This is a genomic window from Buchnera aphidicola (Protaphis terricola) (assembly GCF_964059145.1).
Taxonomy (GTDB): domain Bacteria; phylum Pseudomonadota; class Gammaproteobacteria; order Enterobacterales; family Enterobacteriaceae; genus Buchnera; species Buchnera aphidicola_BP.
In genome coordinates this window covers 161,644-180,825 of sequence record NZ_OZ060405.1, presented here as the reverse complement: position 1 = coordinate 180,825, position 19,182 = coordinate 161,644, and the positions used below count along the sequence as shown (strand labels likewise).

Here is a 19,182-nt window from a genome sequence, read left to right as displayed (position 1 = left end):
TTTTAGGTATAAAAAAGTGTCCTATACAACATTTTCAAAAAAAAAGAATAATCAACTTATAGAACCTATGTTTTTCGGACAATCTGTTAATATAGCCCGATATGATCAACAAAAATATAATATTTTTGAAAAATTAATTGAAAAACAACTTTCTTTTTTTTGGAGACCAGAAGAAATAGATTTATCACAAGATAGAATAGATTTTCAAAATCTTCCATCTCATGAGAAACATATTTTTATTAGTAATTTAAAATATCAAACATTACTTGATTCAATTCAAGGAAGAAGCCCAAATATTGCATTTCTTCCTATTATATCTATTCCTGAATTAGAAACATGGATTGAAACATGGTCATTTTCAGAAACAATTCATTCTAGATCTTATACACATATAATTAGAAATATTATTAATAATCCATCTATTATTTTTGATGATATTATTAATAATAAAAATATCAACGATAGAGCTCAAGATATTTCTATTTATTATGATAAACTAATTAAAATGACAAGCTATTGGCATTTATTAGGCGAAGGCAATCATACTATTAATAAAAAAACAATTTATATTAATTTAAACATATTAAAAAAAAATTTATATCTTTGTCTAATCAGTGTTAATGTTTTAGAAGCTATTAGATTTTATGTTAGTTTTGCTTGTTCATTTGCATTCGCAGAAAGAGAAATTATGGAAGGAAACGCAAAAATTATTAGATTAATCGCAAGAGACGAGGCATTGCATTTAACAGGAACACAACATATTTTATATTTTTTAAATAATAAAAAAAATAATGAAAATATGTATAATATTGCAAATGAATGTAAAGAAATAGCTACTCAAATTTTTATATCTGCTGCTGAACAAGAAAAAAAATGGGCAGAATATTTATTCCAAGATGGTTCTATGTTAGGATTAAATAAAGATATATTATGTCAATATATAGAATACATTACTAATATTAGAATGCACGCGATAGGTTTTAAAATGCCTTTTGAAAAAAAATCTAATCCTATTCCATGGATTGATTCTTGGTTAAATTCTGATTATATACAAAATGCACCACAAGAAACAGAAATTAGTTCTTATTTAGTAAATCAAATTGATTCTGAAATATCTAACCACGAATTTAAAAAATTTAAATTATAAATGAATAATTATATTATTGAAATAATAAATAAAAAAAAAATTATTTATAAAAAAAATATCTCATTATTATCTACATTAAAAAAAAATAATATATATATAGCAAGCCAATGTAAATCTGGATATTGTGGAACTTGTCGTATTAAAATATTAAAAGGTAATATAATTTATTTAATAAAACAGCCAATGGCTGCTTTATTTAAAATAAATGAAATATTACCATGTTGTTGTAAACCAATAAGTAATATAATTATTAAAATTTAAAATATATTATGATTGAATCGAAGTTAAAGAAATTGTATAAACAATATCTTTAATTGATGCTCCTCTTGATAAATCATTTACTGGTTTATTTAAACCTTGTAACATTGGTCCAATACAAATTAATTTTAAAGAATGTTGAACTGCTTTATAAGTAATATTTCCAGAATTTAAATCTGGAAAAATAAAAATATTTGCATCTCCTAAAATTGAAGAATTTGGTATTTTTATTTGAGCAACTCTTTTTGAAATAGCTGCATCATATTGAATCGGCCCTTCAATAATTAAATTGGACTGTTTTGATTTTACAATAGATGTTGCATGTTTTACCTTTTCAACTTGTTCACCATATCCAGAATTACCACTAGAATAAGATAACATTGCTATACGTGGTTCTATACCAAAAATTTTAGCTGAATGCGCAGATTGAATAGCAATTTCAGCTAACTCCTCGGCATTTGGATTAATATTAATTGCACAATCTCCGTAAATAAATACTTTTTTAGGGAAAAGCATAAAAAATACTGAAGAAACTAAAGAATAAATAGGACTGGTTTTAATAATTTGTAACGCTGGACGTATAGTATTAGCTGTTGTATTTATTGATCCAGACACTAAACCATCAACTTGATTAAATTTTAACATTAAAGTTGCTAAAATTATATTATCTTCCAGCTGTTTTCTTGCAAGAATCTCAGTCATCCCTTTATTTTGACGTAACTTTAATAATTTTAATATATAATCTTCTCGTATTAAAGAAGGATCTATTATTTCAATTTCTTTACTTAAATTTATTCCTTTATCCTGAGCTATTTGGTAAATTTTTTTTGCGTTTCCTAATAAAATACATTTTGCAATTCTTAAATTATTACAAATCTCAACAGCTTTTAATATACGCGGTTCATATGATTCAGGCAATATAATTCGCTTAAAATTTTTTTTTGATAATTTCTTTAAATGATAACAAAACTCTTGAGATGAATATTTTTTATTAAAATAAAATGTTTTTTGAGAATTAAAAGACAAGATTATATCCTTTAAAAAAATATATTTAATTGATTTATTAATGTAAATATTATTATTGATAATAATTAATATTGAAATTAAATTTTTCTAATCGATGTAAAGTTAATGATATATTATATTTAATAAAAAATAGGAATATTAATATTTAAAATAACTAAATAAATATTGAATATTTTTATTAATTAAAATATATCTATTAAAATAATTCTTCTAATTTAATTAATTTTAAATATAATAAATAAAATATTTATAAAAATTTGATATTGATATATATTAATTAAAAAAATATATTTATATTTTCTAAATTAAAAATTTTTCATATAAAAAATTAAAAATCTATATTATAGATATATAAATTTTTTCCTACAGAATAAATTAGAAAAAATTTTTTTAATTTCAATAAGACCTGCATTTTTTAATATTATTCAAAATATACAATATTTTTATAAAATTATATTTTATTGTTTAATTAATTATAAAAATTAAAATTATAGTAATAATACTTAATCCAATATTTTCATCTAAAATATTTAATATTATAATATATAAAATAACATTATAAAATATAAAAACTAATATAATAATTATATTAACTAATTATTTTTATAGTTTCTTTTGCTATTAATAATTCTTCATTAGTTGGAATAACTAAAACTGGGATAGAATTTTTTATTGTAATTAATCCACTTTTTCCATTTTTTATTAATATATTTTTTTTAATATTAATTTTAAAGCCCATTATAGATAATTTAGATAATGTTATATCTCTAATTAAAGGTACATTTTCACCAATACCTCCAGTAAATACTAAAGAATCTAATTTTTTATCCATTAAACACATATAAGAAGAAATATACTTAGATAATCGGTAACAAAAAATATCTACAGATAATTTAACTTGTTTATTAGATAAATAATTTTTTTCAAGATATCTAAAATCACTACTAACTCCACTTAATCCTAATAAACCAGATTCTTGTGTTAATATATGATTAATTTTATCAATATTAATTCCTAGTTTTTTATACATAAAAAAAATAACTGATGGATCAATATCACCGCTTCTTGTACCCATAACTAAACCTTCTAGAGGCGTTAAACCCATAGATGTATCAACGCAAACTCCATTTCGAATAGCAGAAATTGAAGCACCATTACCTAAATGACATGTAATAATATTTAATGAATCAAAATCTTTATTTAACATAACTGATGCTACATGTGAAACATAATTATGACTAATTCCATGTGCACCGTATCGTCGAATATGATGTTTTTTATAAAATATATACGGAATAGCATATAAAAAAGAAGTTTTAGGCATTTTTTGATAAAAAGAGGTGTCAAAAACTGCTACATTTTTTTTTGATAAATGAGGAAACTGATTAATAACTATTTTAATTCCTATTAAATTTGCAGGATTATGCAATGGAGCGAATAAAATAGCTTGTTTAATTAAATCTATAACTTCATGATTTACTAAAATAGATTCTTTAATTTTTTCACCACCATGAACTACTCTATGTCCTATGCCTATAATATTATTATATATATTTTCTATTTTAGATAAAACTTCCTTAAAAATAAAATTTAAAGCATATTCATGAGATATATTAGAACCAACACATTTTTTATATTTTACCCCTAAATACTCCCATTTAATATACGTTTTTTTTAAAAATAAACATTCTACTAAACCAGATAAATATTTTTTTTCAGTATTTGGATTTAGTATAGAAAATTTTATAGAAGAACTTCCACAATTTAATACAAGAATTAAATTATTCAATATGATTTACCAATGTTATTTGAATATACTTAAAATAATTATTTATATATTTAAAAAATTACTTAATATATAATAATTAATAAAATAAAAAATACAATCTAACAGAAAAAAACATTTTTATAAATAAATTCACAGCTCAATAATATGAAATTACAAAAAAAAATTATAAAACTATTAGGCGTAAAACCAAAAATTATACCAAAAATAGAAATTTCAAATCGTATATTTAAACTAAAACAATATCTTTTGAAAAATACTCATATAACATCTTTAATTGTAGCTATTAGTGGTGGTCAAGATTCGACTTTAACAGGTAAATTATGCCAAATTACAATTAATCAAATACGTAAAGAACAAAAAAAACAATCTTATAAATTTATTGCATTAAGATTGCCATATGGTATTCAAAAAGATGAAAAAGATTGTAAGAAAGTGATTGATTTTATTAAACCAGATAAAGTTTTTACAATTAATATTAAAAACGCTGTAGTAAGCAGTGAAAAATCATTAAAAAAAGCAGGTATTAAAATTTCAGACTACATAAAAGGTAATGAAAAAGCAAGAGAAAGAATGAAAGTTCAATATAGTATTTCTGCAATAGAGAATGGGATAGTTATAGGTACAGGTAATGCGGCAGAAATTATTACAGGGTTTTTTACTAAACATGGTGACCATGGAATAGATATAAATTTAATATCTAAATTAAATAAAAGACAAATTCAACTATTATTAAAAAAATTAAATTGTCCTAAATTTTTATATATGAAAACACCTACTGCAGATCTTGAAGATAATAAACCACAACAACCAGATGAATTTGCTTTAGGTATTAAATATAACATAATTGATTCTTATTTAGAAGGAAGAAAAATTAAAATATCTGATAAAAAAATAATTGAAAAACTTTATTTAAATTCAGAACATAAAAGAAATATAATTAATCTTGGATAAATTTTAATGTAATATTATTTTTTTTTGTTCAATAGAATGAATCTGAACTTTAATAATTTCACTAATAGGATCTTCTGGACAATGTTCAACAAAATAAATTAAATCTTTCAGAGCAACATGATTACAATCTAAATGTGCATGAATTAAACCGCGATCACGCATTTCATATGGATCGTTAGGATTAATTTGTAAAAGTAAATTACTAACATTTAATGCTAACTCCATATTTTTTTCTTCCATTAAAGCTGATTTTAAAGTATTTAACATCTTTAAGATAATAGTAATAGATTCGGCTTTACACAAATCATTTTCATATAATTTTGCCATTGGACTAATATTTCCTTTTAACCATACTTCTAATGTATGTTGATCTAATATATCACCATTAAATGGATTAATTAAAAGGTTTTTTTTATCTATTCCATCAGCTCTTAAAATTAATTGAGTAGGAAAAGCAACAGGATATAATGGCAAATTTAATTCTTTTGCAATATGTAATAAAATAATACCTAAAGATATAGCAGTACCTTTTCCTGTTTTTAATACATGATCAACCCATAACACATCTGAAAGTTTATAAATACCACTTGCTCCACCAAATTTCCAATTTTTATAAAATAAATCTAATAATTTTTTTAATTTTTGACTCGGTTCTATTTCAGATGAAATATAAGATTTCGCTTCTTTAACTTTATTAGATACATCTAAAATTACAAGATCTGAAGGAAAATCACTTCGAATAAATTGAGAAGCAGAAATAATAGAAGTTAAAATTGATAACTTAGATAAATTAATTTTCGAAAAAGATTTCATAATTACATCAATACTTTTAAGTAGTAAAAAAATTATTTTAAAATTTTTTAATAAGATTATTATTAAACAATTTTTTTATTTTTTTTGTCCAATAGTGACACGATCATTACCTGAATAATCTTTATAAGATTTTATATTAAAAAAACTATATTTTTTGAATAAAAATTGAACTTTTAATTTTTGTTTCCAACCATGCTCAATAAAAAGCCATCCTTGATTAAATAAAAAATTTTTTGCTTGTTTTATAATTAATTCTATATCTTTTAGTCCATTTTTTTTTGAAATTAAAGCATTTAATGGTTCAAAAAAAATATTTTTTTTTAAAAGTTTTATTTCTTTTAAACTAATATATGGCGGGTTACTAACAATAATATGAAACTTTTTATTAATATTTGAAAACCAATTACTGTAATGAAAAGTAATATTATTTAAATTTAATTTAAACGCATTTAATTTAGCTATTTTAATAGCTTTATTTGAATTGTCAACAGCTATAATACGAAAATTTGGAGAAATACTCGCTAATGCTAATCCAATAGCACCACATCCAGTACCTAAATCAAGAATATATTTTTTATTTTTATTAATTTTAGATAATACTTTTTCTACTAAAATTTCTGTATCTGGTCTTGGAATTAAAGTGTCTTTAGAAATAGATAGAGATAAAGACCAAAAGTCTTTTTTACCTAATATATAAGCCATAGGTTCGCCTATAGATCTACGATAAACAAAATTATTTAATTTTTTCTGAGATAATTCATTTATTTCTGTTTCATCAAAAGCTATAATCCAAGATCGTGTACATTTTAAAACATGACTTAATAATATTTCAGCTTCATATCGGGGATTGTCAAGATAAGATAATATCTTAATCGATTTTTTTAACCATTGATATATTTTCATAATTCAAATTTAGATAAAGTAGAAAGCATATCTGCCTGATACTCATGAAGTATCGGTTTAATAAGTAAATCTAAATTTCCCTCTAAAACTTCGTCTAGCTTATATATAGTTAAATTAATTCTATGATCTGTAATTCTATTTTGCGGAAAATTATATGTTCTATTTCTATCTGATCTTGATCCACTACCTAATAAATTTCGTCTCATAGAAGAATTTTCTTGTTGATCCTTTGCTAATTTTTCAGCATATAAACGAGCAGATAAAATAGATAAAGCTTTTGATTTATTTTTATGCTGTGATCGCTCATCTTGGCATTCTACTACATTTCCAGTAGGAAGATGTGTAATTCGAATTGCTGAATCAGTAGTATTTACATGCTGACCACCAGCACCAGATGATCGAAATGTATCGATTTTTAAATCAGATAAATTAATTTCATCTTTTTTTGTTTCAGGTTGAACTGGCATAATAGCAATAGTACATGTTGAAGTATGAATTCTTCCTTGTGATTCAGTTTCTGGAACTCTTTGAACACGATGACCTCCTGATTCGAATTTTAAACGTCCAGAAGCACCTTTTCCTGTTATTTTTATTATTATTTCTTTAAAACCTCCTTTTTCATTTTCACTAGAACTAATAACCTTTGTTTTCCACATACAACTTTCAGCATATCTTATATACATTCTTACTAATTGACCTGCAAAAATAGATGATTCATCTCCTCCTGTTCCTGAACGGATTTCAATAAAACAACTATGTTCATCATTAGGATCTTTTGGTAATAATAATATTTTAATTTTTTTTTCTAATTTTTTTTTTTCTTTTTTAACTATATAATACTCTTCTTTAGCAATATCATGCATTTCTAAATCATTAAATAAAGAACGAATATTTTTAAGATCTTTTTTTATTTTTTCCCATTTAATAAAATATTTAATAACTTCAGAAAGCTGTAAATATTCTTTAGATAAATTTTTCAACTTATTTTGATCTGATATTGTATCTTTTTGCGTAAGTAATACTTCAATTTCTTGGTATCTATATTTTAAAGATTTTAATTTACTAATAATAGAAGAATTCATATAATATTATCCTTTTTTAAATAAAAAAATATAGCTTAAATAATATTTTTTATTAATAATAAATACTACTATAAAAGTAAAATAATAATATATTTATAAATTTATAATAAAATGATTATATCATTTTAAAATTTTCTTAATAAATATAAATATTAACATAAAAAATAATTTTTAAAATAAATAATAAAAATGAAATATATATGGCCTTCTCCTGCAAAAATTAACTTATTTTTGTATATTACAGGTATTCGTAAAGATGGATATCATTATATACAAAGCTTATTTCAATTTCTTAATTATGGTGATACATTAGAAATCATTCCAAATAAAACAGGAAACATCAAATTATTTAGTAAAAAAAAATCTATTTCCAATACAAATAATATTATTATTCAAGCAGCACATTTATTAAAATCAAAAGCATTATATTATAAAAAAATGCATTGTACTACTTTAGGTGCTAAAATATTTTTAAATAAAAAAATACCAATAGGAAGTGGATTAGGGGGGGGTTCTTCTAATGCAGCTACAACACTAATTGTATTAAATAAATTATGGAAAACAAAATTTACATTAAAACAATTAGCTCAATTTAGTTTAAAAATAGGATCTGATATTCCAGCTTTTATTATGGGTAGAACATCAATTATTGAAGGAATAGGAGAAATATTGCATCCAATTGAAAATAAAAAAAAATGGTATTTAATTATATATCCTAATATTAAAATATTAACAAAACATATATTTTATAATTCATTTTTTATAAAAAAACATCCAAAAAAATCAATTGAATTATTATTAAAAACTCCATTTAGTAATGATTTTGAAAATATAGTTAGTAAAAAATTTATAAAAATTAAAAAACTAATCTCTATTTTATCTTATTATGCACCTACTCGAATGACTGGAACAGGATCCTGTGTTTTTTCAGAATTCAACGATAAAGTATCTGCTCAAAAAATATTTTCTTTGCTCCCTAAAAATATACAAGGATTTATTACTAAAAGTGTTAATACTTCTCCATTGCATAATATTTTTTATAAAAAAAAATATACATATTTTCAATGAAAAAAATTATTTTTAATACAAGGTTTATATGTCAGATATGAAATTATTTGCTGGGAATTCTATTCCAAAGCTAGCAAAATTTATCGCTCATAGACTTTACACGAATTTAGGAAATGCATCTGTAGGCCGATTTAGCGATGGTGAAATTAGTGTTCAGATTAATGAAAATGTTAGGGGAAGTGATGTATTTATTATCCAATCTACTTGTTCTCCAACAAATGATAATATAATGGAATTAGTTGTAATGATAGATGCTTTAAGAAGAGCTTCAGCAGGAAGAATTACAGCCGTAATACCTTATTTTGGATACTCACGTCAAGATAGACGTGTAAGATCCGCACGGGTACCTATAACAGCTAAAGTTGTAGCTGATTTTTTATCCAGTATTGGTGTAGATCGTGTATTAACGGTTGATCTTCATGCTGAGCAAATTCAAGGTTTTTTTGATGTTCCTGTAGATAATGTATTTGGTAGTTTAATACTTTTAGAAGATATGTTACAAAGAGAGCTAAAAAATCCTATTGTTGTTTCTCCAGATATAGGAGGAGTAATAAGAGCAAGAGCTATTGCTAAACTTTTATATGATACTGATATGGCTATTATAGATAAAAGAAGACCACGACCAAATATTTCTCAAGTAATGCACATTATTGGAGATGTTGAAAATCGAGATTGTATTTTAGTTGATGATATGATTGATACTGGAGGGACTCTTTGTAAAGCTGCAGAAGCTCTTAAAGAAAGAGGAGCAAAAAGAGTATTTGCATATGCTACACATCCTATTTTTTCAGGTGAAGCACCAGAAAATTTAAAATGCTCTGTTATTGATGAAGTTGTAGTATGTGATACAATTCCATTACAAAAAAAAATTAAATTATTACCAAATGTCCGAACTCTTACATTAGCTGGAATGCTAGCAGAAGCTATAAGACGTATTAGCAATGAGGAATCTATTTCTGCAATGTTTGAACATTAAAATTACTGATTCTAAGCACACTATACCCTTAAAGCTAATGTGCTTAGCAATTTAAAAATATTTTAAAATATTAAAATTATTATTTAAAAGTAATAATATTAGCATATGAATTAAAAAGGATTTTTTAAATAAATTTAAATAAAAAATATGATTACACTGATCAATAAAAAATAAAAAAATAACTATTAATATTAATCCACGAAATAAACCAAAAAGACCTCCTAAAATAATATTAGCATATGATAATTTAAATTTTTTAATTATTTTTTTTACTAAAATATTTAAAATAATTCTTAATATAAATAAAAAAATAATATTCAAAATTATTAAAATTTTTTTATTTTTTAAAAATATAAAAGAATTAAATACACTAAAATATTTATAGTTAATGAAAAAACTCATTAAAAAAAACCAAAAAAAAATTAATATCAATTCTTTTAAAAAACCTCTATAAATACCTAAAAATATAGAAAAAAAGATAATTATAAAAAAAATAATATCTATTAAAATCATAATTTTCCTAAAAAACAATATTCTATTATATTATTCAAGTTCTCTTTTTTTAATAAAAATAAATTCTGAAACAGTTATAAAAGAACCAAAAACTAAAACCATATCTTTTTTAGTTATTCGATTTTTTAATTTATTCCAAGCACTATAAATATTATTAAAAAAAAATGTTTTATGGTTAGGTAAACTATGTTTTAATTGATTAAAATTTGCACTACGATTAGTTGGTAAAAGAAAAGTATACCAGAAGTAAATTTGATTTTTTAATAAATTAACAATAGATGAAATATCTTTATCTTTTAATGAACTAAATAATGCATATATATTACCTTCTATATTCATTTTACTAATTTTTTTTGAAAGATATAAAGCAGCATGTGAATTATGAGCTACATCAAGAACAATATGAGGAAAAAAAGAAATAACTTGAAATCTACCTGGTAATTTTAATGTAGCTATAGAATATCGAAGAATTTTTTCATTAATTTTAAAACCTGAATAAAAACATGCAGTTAAAGCAATAGCTGTATTTAAAATTGGTATATGAGGAAAAGGTAAATTATATAACTGTATTTTAGGGTGAATTAAATTCCATGTATTATTATATTCTTGCAAATACCAATCTTTATCAATTATTTTTAATATTGTTTTCTTTTTTTTTGCTTCTTCATATATAGAATACGGAATGTCTTTTTCTCCAATTACAGAAATTTTATTTTTTCTAAAAATTCCCGACTTTTCACGAGCAATACTAAATCGATCTGAACCTAATATTGAAACATGATCAATTCCTATATTAGTAATTACAGATATATCTGAATCTATAATATTTGTAGCATCTAATCTTCCTCCTAATCCAACTTCTAATATAATAATATCTAATGAATAATGTTTAAATAAAAATAAAGCTGAAAGTGTAATAAATTCAAAGTAACTTAAAGAATAATTAGATTTTGCAAAGTATACATTAATAAATGCATTAACATACTCTAACTCACTTAAATATAATCCATTTATTCTAATACGTTCTATAAAATTTAAAAGATGCGGAGATGTATATAAACCTACTTTATAACCAGAATCTAGAAATATTTTTTCTAACATAAAACATGTTGTTCCTTTTCCATTAGTTCCCCCTATAGTAAAAAAAAAAGTTTTCAAATTTAATACATCTAATTTTTTTGCAATATATTGAATATCGAATAAATTAATTCGATTTTTTTTTTTTAATTTTTCTAAATAATTAATCCACATAGAAAAAGAAAAATTTTTTTTAAGCATATTACCAACTTATTTAAAATTAAAAAGTTTATTTTTTTTTATTAAAAAAAATAATATTTATTATAAATGCAATAACTAAAATAATTAATACAATAATAAAAGTTAATGTAGTTGAAATAGTAATAAATTTTTCGAATAATATTTTAATTCCAATAAACATTAAAATTAATGATAAAGCATATTCTAATATAGGAAATTTATTTATAATAGGAGCTATAAATAAATACATAAATCTTAAACCTAAAACTGAAAAAATATTGGATGATAAAATAATAAATAAATTATTAGTAACAGAAAAAATTGCTGGAATACTATCAGCTGAAAATATAATGTCACTAAGTTCTATAAAAATTAAAGCAATAAATAAAGGTGTACAAAATATTTTACCATTTATTTTTACAAAAAAATCTTTACAATCAGTATGGTTAGTAACCCTTAATATTTTATAAATCCAAGATAAATGAATATTTTTTTTATTCTTATCTTTTTTAGTTGACATAAACAACATTTTAAAACTAATTAATATAAATAATATACCAAAAAAATATAACATCCAATGCCAATGAGAAAATAAAAAAGATCCAAAAAAAGAAAATATAAAACGCAGTATTAAAGCTCCTAATAAACCATATAATAAAACTTTTTTTTGATAAATAACTGGTATGTTCAATGATTTAAAAACTATAAACCACGCAAAAATATTATCTATAGAAAGTGTAATTTCCAATAAATAACTAGTCAAAAAACAAATAATATTTTTATTAGCTAAATTAACACCACGAATATTATAAATAAATATCCAAAATACTAAAATAAAAAGAAAAAAAATAAAAAAATAACTAAAAAACCAACGATATAAATAAAAAAATTGTTTTACTTTACTCATAAAAATATATTTACTAAAAATAGATATAGTGATTATTAAAAAAAAAATACCCCAAAAACATAATGGAGTCAAAAAAAAATGAATCATTAAATGTCTCCTTATTTTATTAAATAAATTGATTTTTTTAAGGAAAACTATTAATAAAGCTTATTTATTTAATATGTATAAATAAATAATATTTTTTATATATAATTATTTAATTAAATCAACAATTTTATTAAATAAATTAATGGATCTGGATATAATCCAAATATGAATAACATTAAACTTGATAAAAAAACTAAAACTCTAGATGGAATATAAATAGAAATATTAGATATAATGTTATTATTAAATGATTTATTTGTTTTTCTTAAGTATAAATTAATAATAAATCTAAAATAACCATAAAAACCTAATATACTACCTAATATAAAAAATAAACTATTTAACCATAAATGATTTTTTAATATAATAGATAAAATATAAAATTTACCAATAAAACCTAATGTCATAGGAATACCAGCTAAAGATAATAAAACAAAAGTAAGCATTATACTTAAAATAGGTTGAGACCAAAACAATCCTCTATATGAATCAATTAAATCAATATCATTAGATGAACTAGAAAATAATTGAATAATTCCAAAATATGATATATTAATAAATAAATAATTAAATAAATAAATTGCTACTATTTCCAAGGAAAAAATATAATCGTTTTTTAAATTAAGTAAAACTATTAATAAATAACCTAATTGTGATATTGATGAATATCCAAAAAATCTTTTAATATTTTTTTGAAAAATAGCCATTAAATTACCAAAAAATATAGAAAAAGCACTAACTAATGATATTATTAAATATAACGTTGTATTATTTATAATAGAATTATGTGAAAATATATGTAATAAAAAACTAAAAAGAGCTACTTTACTGGAAACAGAAAAAAATGACAAAACTGAAGAAGGTGTTCCTTGGTAAATATCAGACGTCCATAAATGAAATGGTACAAGAGACAACTTAAAAAAAATTGAAACTAATAACATTGATATTCCAAATAAAATTACTAGTTTTTCATTACTAGATATCATCATATAAATATCATTTAAAAATGAAAAACTAATACTTCCAGAAATAGCATATATCCATGCTATTCCAAGCAATAAAAACGAAGATGATGTAGCAGATAAAATAAGATATTTAAAAGATGCTTCTAAAGCATAACGAAAATAATTTGAATAAGCAATTAAACCAAAAAATGGTAATGAAATTAATTCAATACTAATAAATATTGATGACATATGATTAGAAATAGTTAAAAAAATTGAACCCAATGTTGAAAGAAGAATTAGTAAATAAAATTCTTCTTTATTAAAAGGATATTTCAATAACCATGGATATGAAAAAATACAAGCTGAAATACTAGAAATTAAAATTATACTAATATATAAAATCGAAAATTTATTTATATGAACTAAACTAGTTACATCAATAGGAACAATTGAAATTAAAAAATACAATGAAAAAAGTGAAAAACTTAATCCAAATATACTAAATATAGTAATCAAAAAATGATTTCGATTATAAGAAATAGATAACATAACTATTACTACAGTAAATATTAAAATTAACAAAGGGGATAAAGCGGTTAATTCTTGTAGATTTATTATCATTATTTTTCATAACCTTATCTTTAGAATGGAATTAAAAAATTCTTCTTTAAAATAATATATAAAACGTATAGTATCATAAGAAATATTTAATATTTTCTGAGGCATCAAACCTAAAAAAATTAACGCAAAAGCTAATATTGTTAAAATCCAAATTTCTTTAATATTTGAAAATATTATTAAATTATAATTTCTAGTTGAACCATAGTATATTCTTTGTATCATATATAAAGAATACAAAGAAGAAAAAACAATGCTTATTGTAATAATAACGGATATCAATGGGTATGTTTGAAAAACTCCAAATAAAATTAAAAATTCACCAATAAAATTACCTGTTCCTGGAAATCCTAAATTTGATAAAGAGAAAAATAAAGAAAATCCAGGAATCCAGTAAATATTTGACCATAAACCACCCATTTCTAAAATATTTTGAGTTTTAAAATATTTATAAATTAAACCTGATATAATACATAAAGCAGCTGTAGATATACTACTAGATATTATTTGTATTACTAAACCTTGTAAAGAAATTATATTATTACTATAAATAGAAATTAATATTAAACCCATATGAGAAATAGAAGCATATGCAATTAAACGTTTTATATTTGTTTGAGAAAACGCAACAAATGAACCATAAAATATACTAAATAAACCTAAAAAAATTGCAATAGGAGTTATTTTTTCTACTGTATTTGGAAAAATTGTTATACCATAACGTAAAATAGCATAAGGAGCAATTTTTAATAAAGAACCAATAATATCTACTGAACCACAATATAAAGATTCTGAATAAAAATTAGGTAACCATCCATGAAAGGGAATAATTGGCATTTTTATAATAAAAGATATAAAAAAACCTAACATAATAATATATTCTATTTTAGGATCAATTGAACTAAAAATTAGTAAATTATAATTAAATGTTAAAATATTAGTATTTTTATAATAATTTAAAACAAGTAATAAAATTGATGCTAACATTATTAAACCTGATATTTGACCATATATAAAAAATTTATTTGCAGAATATATAGATTTTTCTTTATTTTGACCCCATAAAGCAATTAAAAAATACATTGGAATTAAAATAATTTCCCAAAAAAAGAAAAATAAAAATAAATCAAATGAAATAAAAATACCAACTATTCCAGTTAAAACTAACATAAAATTAAAATAAAAAAATCCTTCATTTTTTTTAACTTCATTCCATGAACATAATATAGAAATAATACTTAAAAAATAAGTTAAAAATAACATTATGATTGAAAAACTATCAATAGATAAATGAAATTCAATTCCAAATCTAGATATCCAAGGTAATATTAATTGATAATTCCAATGAGGATAATGATTTATTTGACTTAAATTAACATTTCCATAAAACCATATTTTAATAGTAATTAAAAACATTAATATTATACTAATTAAAGAAATCCAACGTGAAAAACATTTTTTCAATTTAAAAGAAAAAAAAGCAATAAAACTACTAACAAATGGAATAATAATTAATAAAGAAAGAAACATCAGATATATCCCTATGATTTATAAATAATTCTTTAATTTAAAATAATTTAAATAATTAACTAATTAAAAATTTTTATAAAAATAAAATCAAGATAAAAAATAAATTAATACCTAATAGAATTGATTCTACATACCATTTAATATTTCCATTAACAGTGATTAATAAATAAAAATTAATTTTTTTAATAACATTAATAACAATATTAATAATTTTAGTAAATGGATCACAAAATAAAATATTAGAGATATATAAATATGAATTTATAAAAAATAAATTATATAATTTATCAAAATAAAATCCGTTTAATAAGAAATAATATATAGATCTAAAAATTTTAAATTTTAATATTTTAATGATAATATTTGTATTTTTAATCCATAAATAATATGAAAAAAATATACCTAAAAGTGATATTAAACTAGATATAAATTCAAATAAAATTTTATTTATATAAGTATGTTTTAAAGTAGGAAATACATAAAATAATGGAGGTATAATATAAATACCAAGAACAGTAGAAAATACTGATAAAACTAATAATGGTAAATTATGTGTTAATTTTTTTTTATAATTAAAAATAGAAAAATTAGAATGTTTAAATAAAATAAAAATCATTCTAAATGTATACAAAGATGTTAAAAAAGAACCAAATAAACCTAATATAAAAAAACTAATATTACCACTATATAAAACACTAAGTAAAATATTACCTTTACTATAAAATCCCGATGTTAATAATGGAAAAGATATTAAAGAACTACTTCCAATAATAAAACTAGTATATAAAATCGGACACTTTACTCCTATTCTAGATATTTTAAATATATTTTTTTCATTATTACAAGATATAATTAAAGAACCAGCAGATAAAAATAATAAAGCTTTAAAAACCGCATGTATAATTAAATGTATAATTGCAGAAGACCATCCCTGAGAACCTAAAGATAAAAACATATACCCTATTTGACTCATAGTAGAATACGCAAGGATACGTTTGATATCTGTTTGTACTAATGCAGATAAACAAGAAAATAATATTGTTAAAATACCAATACAACTTATCAAGTATAATATTTTTGGAGATAATATAAATAAATAATGTGTTCTAACTATTAAATAAACACCAACCGTTACCATTGTTGCAGCATGAATTAAAGCTGAAACAGGAGTTGGACCAACCATAGCATCTGATAACCAAGTTTGTAATGGAATTTGAGCTGATTTACCAAGTACACCAATAAATAAAAAAAGTGTTAAAAAATTAATATTATAATCATCTACATATAAAAAATTTGTTAAAAGATGAATTTTTTGAAAGTTAAAAGTTCCATATTTTTGATATATTAAAAACATTGAAATAATTAAAAATATATCTGAAACACGTGTTAAAATAAAAGCTTTTAAAGCACATTTACTATTATTAACAATATTATAATAAAATCCAATTAATAAATAAGAACATAAACTTACACCTTCCCATCCAATATACATAAATAAAAAATTATCTGCTAATACTAATAAAGACATACTTGCTATAAATAAATTAGTATAAGCAAAAAAACGAGAATACCCTTCTTTATTTTTCATATACCAAATAGAAAAAATATGTATTAAAAAACCAACACCTGTAATTACACCTAACATACTTAAAGACAATATATCTAAAAATAAATTACAATCTATTTTAAAATTATCAATACTTAGCCAACACCATAATTTTTGAATACAAAAACTATCAGGACGACCAATGAAAAAAATACTATAAAAAATAACAATAATAAAAGATAAAAATATTGATATTGTCCCTATATTAGAAATAATTTTTTGAGAAAGTTTTCCCTGCATAAAAGATAAAATAAAAAAACTAATTAATGGAAATAAAATTATTAAAAAAATAATATTCATCCACTCATCTCACTTAAAACGTTTATATTTAATGTTTTTCGAGTTCTATATAATTGAAGCAATAATGCTAATGCAATACTAGCTTCAGAAGCAGCTAATGTAATTGTAAGCATATACATAATTTGACCATCTGGTTGTTTCCAATAAGAACCAACTGTAACCAATGCCAATGCAACAGCATTCATCATAATTTCTAAGCTAATTAATATAAAAAGAACATTTCGACGAACTATAAGAGATGTCAAACCTAAAGTAAATAATATTAATGATAAAAATAAACAATGAAATAAAGAAATCATAAGTTATAATCCTTATCAACTAAAAATAATTATAGTTATTTTTTTTGATTTAATTTTTTTTCTGTACCGATATGAAAAACTACAACTAAAGCTGATAATAAAAGAAATGAAGAAAGCTCAATTAACAATAAATAAGGTCCAAATAAACTAATACCTATATTTTTTATATTAAATTCAGAAAAATAAATCTGTTTATTTTTAAGAAAAAAAATTACATACGTCATTAGAACTAATAAAGAAAAAGATAAAATGCTAGGTATAATCCAAAATATAGGACGTAAATATTTTTTTTCTTTCATTTCATCTTTATCATTAAAATTTAATGTCATAATTATAAAAACAAATAAAACTATAATTGCTCCTGCATATATAATAACTTCTAAAGCTCCTGCAAAAAACGCTCCAATAGTAAAAAAAATACCTGAAATTGATAAAAGCGAAATAATTAAATATAGTAAAGAATAAACTGCGCTTTTTTGAATAATTACTAAAAATGTAGAAATAATTGCTATACAAGAAAAGATATAAAAAACGCAATTCATTTAATAATCCTTCTTTTTATGGTAGTAAAGTCTTTATATTAATAGGTGAAGATTCTATATCTAAATCACCTGTTTTTTTGCCATTAATAAGAACACCAGAGAAATGATAAAAATTATAATCAGGATATTTACCAGGACCAGAAATTAATAAATCTTCTTTTTCATAAACTAAATTATTTCTTTTAAAATCTGATAGTTCAAAATCTGAAGTTAATTGAATAGCAGCAGTAGGACATGATTCTTCACATAACCCACAAAATATACAACGTGATAAGTTAATTCTAAAAAATTCCGGATACCAACGATGATCAATTTTTTCAGATTTCTGCAAAGAAATACAATCTACAGGACAAACTACTGAACATAAATTACATGCAACACATCGTTCATCTCCATCTAAATTTCGTGTTAATATAATTCGACCACGATATCTAGGAGATAAATAAGTTTTTTCTTCTGGATATAATCTAGTTTCAGATTTTGAAAATATATTAATAAAAATCATCCAAATACTTTTAATTTGTAAAAAAAAACCAATAATAATTTTTTTTAAATTCATAAAA

The 19,182-nt window shown here is 21.5% G+C and carries 18 protein-coding genes and 1 pseudogene; 5 read left to right on the top strand and 14 right to left on the bottom strand.

Annotation, left to right across the window (positions count from 1 at the left end; genetic code table 11):
- Positions 1-16: 16 nt before the first annotated feature.
- Together nrdB and yfaE are read left to right on the top strand one after the other, a co-directional pair.
- Complete coding sequence (gene nrdB, locus AB4W67_RS00860; protein ID WP_367682691.1) at positions 17-1,147, top strand: class Ia ribonucleoside-diphosphate reductase subunit beta; 1,131 nt, start codon at positions 17-19, stop codon at positions 1,145-1,147.
- Positions 1,148-1,408: a class I ribonucleotide reductase maintenance protein YfaE gene (gene yfaE / locus AB4W67_RS00855; RefSeq protein ID WP_367682690.1), complete on the top strand. Its 261-nt coding sequence runs from the start codon at positions 1,148-1,150 to the stop codon at positions 1,406-1,408.
- 6 nt (positions 1,409-1,414) lie between these two features.
- Here yfaE and pta read toward each other — a convergent pair.
- Together pta and AB4W67_RS00845 are read right to left on the bottom strand one after the other, a co-directional pair.
- A pseudogene (pta, locus tag AB4W67_RS00850) lies at positions 1,415-2,531 on the bottom strand (phosphate acetyltransferase); the annotation flags it as partial.
- 489 nt (positions 2,532-3,020) lie between these two features.
- Positions 3,021-4,223: an acetate kinase gene (locus AB4W67_RS00845; protein WP_367682794.1), complete on the bottom strand. Its 1,203-nt coding sequence runs from the start codon at positions 4,221-4,223 to the stop codon at positions 3,021-3,023.
- Positions 4,224-4,364: 141 nt separating this feature from the next.
- Here AB4W67_RS00845 and nadE point away from each other — a divergent pair, with 141 nt between their 5' ends.
- Positions 4,365-5,171 carry an ammonia-dependent NAD(+) synthetase gene (nadE, locus tag AB4W67_RS00840; RefSeq protein WP_367682689.1) on the top strand — a complete coding sequence of 269 codons (807 nt, stop codon included), beginning with the start codon at positions 4,365-4,367 and terminating at the stop codon, positions 5,169-5,171.
- 3 nt (positions 5,172-5,174) lie between these two features.
- Here the strand turns inward: nadE and sirB1 are convergent, their stop codons facing one another.
- From sirB1 to prfA, 3 genes are all read right to left on the bottom strand, one after another.
- On the bottom strand, positions 5,175-5,984 hold the full coding sequence (sirB1, locus tag AB4W67_RS00835; RefSeq protein WP_367682688.1) for an invasion regulator SirB1: 810 nt from the start codon (positions 5,982-5,984) through the stop codon (positions 5,175-5,177).
- A 75-nt stretch (positions 5,985-6,059) separates the two neighbouring features.
- Positions 6,060-6,887, bottom strand: coding sequence for a peptide chain release factor N(5)-glutamine methyltransferase (gene prmC, locus AB4W67_RS00830; RefSeq protein ID WP_367682687.1), 828 nt, complete (start codon positions 6,885-6,887; stop codon positions 6,060-6,062).
- Entirely contained in the window at positions 6,884-7,969 is a 1,086-nt protein-coding gene (prfA, locus tag AB4W67_RS00825; protein ID WP_367682686.1) for a peptide chain release factor 1, read from the bottom strand. Before prfA ends, prmC begins: the two co-directional genes overlap by 4 nt.
- A gap of 189 nt (positions 7,970-8,158) precedes the next feature.
- Here prfA and ispE point away from each other — a divergent pair, with 189 nt between their 5' ends.
- Positions 8,159-9,037 (top strand): 4-(cytidine 5'-diphospho)-2-C-methyl-D-erythritol kinase, encoded by an 879-nt coding sequence (ispE, locus tag AB4W67_RS00820; RefSeq protein ID WP_367682685.1) that lies wholly within the window; start codon positions 8,159-8,161, stop codon positions 9,035-9,037.
- A 28-nt stretch (positions 9,038-9,065) separates the two neighbouring features.
- The gene (locus tag AB4W67_RS00815; protein ID WP_367682684.1) at positions 9,066-10,013 is read left to right on the top strand and encodes a ribose-phosphate pyrophosphokinase; all 948 of its coding nucleotides are present in this window, start codon (positions 9,066-9,068) and stop codon (positions 10,011-10,013) included.
- A gap of 51 nt (positions 10,014-10,064) precedes the next feature.
- Here the strand turns inward: AB4W67_RS00815 and AB4W67_RS00810 are convergent, their stop codons facing one another.
- From AB4W67_RS00810 to nuoI, 9 genes are all read right to left on the bottom strand, one after another.
- The gene (locus tag AB4W67_RS00810) at positions 10,065-10,526 is read right to left on the bottom strand and encodes a CvpA family protein (RefSeq protein ID WP_367682683.1); all 462 of its coding nucleotides are present in this window, start codon (positions 10,524-10,526) and stop codon (positions 10,065-10,067) included.
- A gap of 30 nt (positions 10,527-10,556) precedes the next feature.
- Positions 10,557-11,804 (bottom strand): bifunctional tetrahydrofolate synthase/dihydrofolate synthase, encoded by a 1,248-nt coding sequence (folC, locus tag AB4W67_RS00805; protein ID WP_367682682.1) that lies wholly within the window; start codon positions 11,802-11,804, stop codon positions 10,557-10,559.
- 28 nt (positions 11,805-11,832) lie between these two features.
- The gene (locus AB4W67_RS00800; RefSeq protein ID WP_367682681.1) at positions 11,833-12,777 is read right to left on the bottom strand and encodes a TerC family protein; all 945 of its coding nucleotides are present in this window, start codon (positions 12,775-12,777) and stop codon (positions 11,833-11,835) included.
- Positions 12,778-12,890: 113 nt separating this feature from the next.
- Positions 12,891-14,345 carry an NADH-quinone oxidoreductase subunit N gene (locus AB4W67_RS00795; RefSeq protein ID WP_367682680.1) on the bottom strand — a complete coding sequence of 485 codons (1,455 nt, stop codon included), beginning with the start codon at positions 14,343-14,345 and terminating at the stop codon, positions 12,891-12,893.
- Positions 14,346-14,351: 6 nt separating this feature from the next.
- Positions 14,352-15,872 (bottom strand): NuoM family protein, encoded by a 1,521-nt coding sequence (locus AB4W67_RS00790; RefSeq protein WP_367682679.1) that lies wholly within the window; start codon positions 15,870-15,872, stop codon positions 14,352-14,354.
- A 73-nt stretch (positions 15,873-15,945) separates the two neighbouring features.
- Positions 15,946-17,778 (bottom strand): NADH-quinone oxidoreductase subunit L, encoded by a 1,833-nt coding sequence (nuoL, locus tag AB4W67_RS00785; protein ID WP_367682678.1) that lies wholly within the window; start codon positions 17,776-17,778, stop codon positions 15,946-15,948.
- On the bottom strand, positions 17,775-18,077 hold the full coding sequence (gene nuoK / locus AB4W67_RS00780) for an NADH-quinone oxidoreductase subunit NuoK (protein WP_367682677.1): 303 nt from the start codon (positions 18,075-18,077) through the stop codon (positions 17,775-17,777). Before nuoK ends, nuoL begins: the two co-directional genes overlap by 4 nt.
- 35 nt (positions 18,078-18,112) lie before the next feature.
- Positions 18,113-18,619 (bottom strand): NADH-quinone oxidoreductase subunit J, encoded by a 507-nt coding sequence (gene nuoJ, locus AB4W67_RS00775; protein ID WP_367682676.1) that lies wholly within the window; start codon positions 18,617-18,619, stop codon positions 18,113-18,115.
- A 16-nt stretch (positions 18,620-18,635) separates the two neighbouring features.
- Positions 18,636-19,178 carry an NADH-quinone oxidoreductase subunit NuoI gene (gene nuoI, locus AB4W67_RS00770; protein ID WP_367682675.1) on the bottom strand — a complete coding sequence of 181 codons (543 nt, stop codon included), beginning with the start codon at positions 19,176-19,178 and terminating at the stop codon, positions 18,636-18,638.
- Positions 19,179-19,182: the final 4 nt, after the last annotated feature.